The sequence below is a fragment of the Trueperaceae bacterium genome (assembly GCA_036381035.1).
Taxonomy (GTDB): Bacteria; Deinococcota; Deinococci; order Deinococcales; family Trueperaceae; genus DASRWD01.
In genome coordinates this window covers 1-1,138 of sequence record DASVDQ010000137.1, presented here as the reverse complement: position 1 = coordinate 1,138, position 1,138 = coordinate 1, and the positions used below count along the sequence as shown (strand labels likewise).

The 1,138-nt window shown below is 71.8% G+C and carries 1 protein-coding gene; it reads left to right on the top strand.

Annotated features, from left to right (window positions below):
* Nucleotides 1-405: 405 nt before the first annotated feature.
* A complete protein-coding gene (locus tag VF202_14925) occupies nucleotides 406-879 on the top strand; it encodes a hypothetical protein (protein ID HEX7041408.1) in 474 nt (157 codons plus the stop codon).
* Nucleotides 880-1,138 lie beyond the last annotated feature (259 nt).

The following is a 1,138-nucleotide window of genomic DNA, read 5'->3' as shown; positions in this document are numbered from 1 at the left end:
CGGCCATGTCGGACAGCTCATCGGCCGCCTATACCCACCCACACCGCCACAACCGCAGCAGCCGCCGCAGGGATGGCAGCACCCGCCCGGCCAGCAACCGCGCCGGGGGTCGTGATGAGGGCGGCCGTGCTGAGCGGCCGTGCCGTGTAGACCCCGCGGCCCCAGGGGCGCGCCGACGACCCCTCGCCCCGGGGCCGCGGAACCAGACCGCCGCACCCCTGGTGGGGACCGCGCCGGGGGGCCAGTTGCCCGCAGGGGTGCGGCGCCAGGCGGCGGGGCGGGTTAAGGAGCGCGGCACCCGTCCCGCCACCGCACAGATCCAGCACCAACGGCGATACCGTGACCACGCCCGGCATGAGATGAGGAGAGGGAGCAGTCATGAGACTGGCCAGATGGGAGCCGTGGGTGCGTGACGTGCTGGCCGGATCGCCGGCGATCGCCAAGGTCGCGCCGTTCAACGCGGTCGGCATCCACCACAAACCGTGCGGGACAGCGGTCCAGTTTCAGGCCGGCGCGCAGGTCTACGTGCAATGGATCCGCGCCAGCGGCGGCGCGGGCGACGACCACAGCATCCCCGAGGAGCCGGTGACCGGCCCGGCGCCCGAGCCGGTGGAGGTGCCGGACCTGCCGACCTCGGGACGGCTGCCGATGCGGCAGGTTGAGGCCCACCTGGTCGCGCTCATCACCAACGCCGCGAACCCGGAGATCAAGAGCGTCGCCGGCAAAGCGGCGCAGAACGGCGAGGACGGGCCGCGCCCGTACGGCCTGGAGATCCAGTACTACAGCGGCCATGTCAATTACGGCCTGTTCCTGCACACACTGTCCGCCGGTGCCAAGCCCACCCAGGAAGGAGAGTTTCAGCAACGAAAGGAGATCTGATCTGATGGCCAAGTGTCCGGAGTGCGGGGCGCGCACCTCAGTCCCCGAGGGCGCCCCGACTCCTCCTCACCAGCCGCCTGGTGAACGGCAGAAGTGCCCGGGTAGCGGACAACCCGCAGTGTAGCGGCCCGGCACGGCAAAACCGCCCCGCCCTCCGTGGGAGGGTCGGGGCGGTTTCGCGTTGGGACACCCCCGCTCGCGCGGGGACTATGCGCCGCCAGTGCTGCGACGGGCTGATCTGCCCACCGCAGTCGGGCCA